The sequence below is a fragment of the Mesorhizobium sp. M1A.T.Ca.IN.004.03.1.1 genome, from assembly GCF_003997555.1.
In the GTDB taxonomy this organism is placed as follows: Bacteria; Pseudomonadota; Alphaproteobacteria; order Rhizobiales; family Rhizobiaceae; genus Mesorhizobium.
The window spans coordinates 1-251 of the sequence record NZ_RZTV01000741.1 but is presented as its reverse complement, the minus strand read 5'-3'; the positions used below and the strand labels follow the sequence as shown (position 1 = coordinate 251).

General features: G+C 57.4%; 1 protein-coding gene. It reads right to left on the bottom strand.

Annotated elements, in window-relative coordinates; translation table 11 throughout:
- On the bottom strand, positions 1-251 hold a 251-nt coding region (locus tag EOD29_RS37690; protein ID WP_127248874.1), incomplete at both ends, for a hypothetical protein.

Below are 251 nucleotides of genomic sequence, written 5' to 3'. Positions count from 1 at the left end.
GCAAGATTTCTGCCAGTCGTGTCATGGCTAGCCTGCGCCTGATCTGCCTGCTGTTGAGGTGGAAATTCTGACCGTCGCCTATGCAATGTTCTTCGATCTTCTTCGTCGCAGCCGCTTGGAAGGTCGCCTGGTTCACCTTGTAAAAAGCGATACAGTCCTCCATGAGCGGAGACTTCCGCAGCACGGCGCGAAACGCCCTTCGATGAACGAGGCAGTTCCCGCCGTTACCGGCTGTGAACCGCAACGCGTCG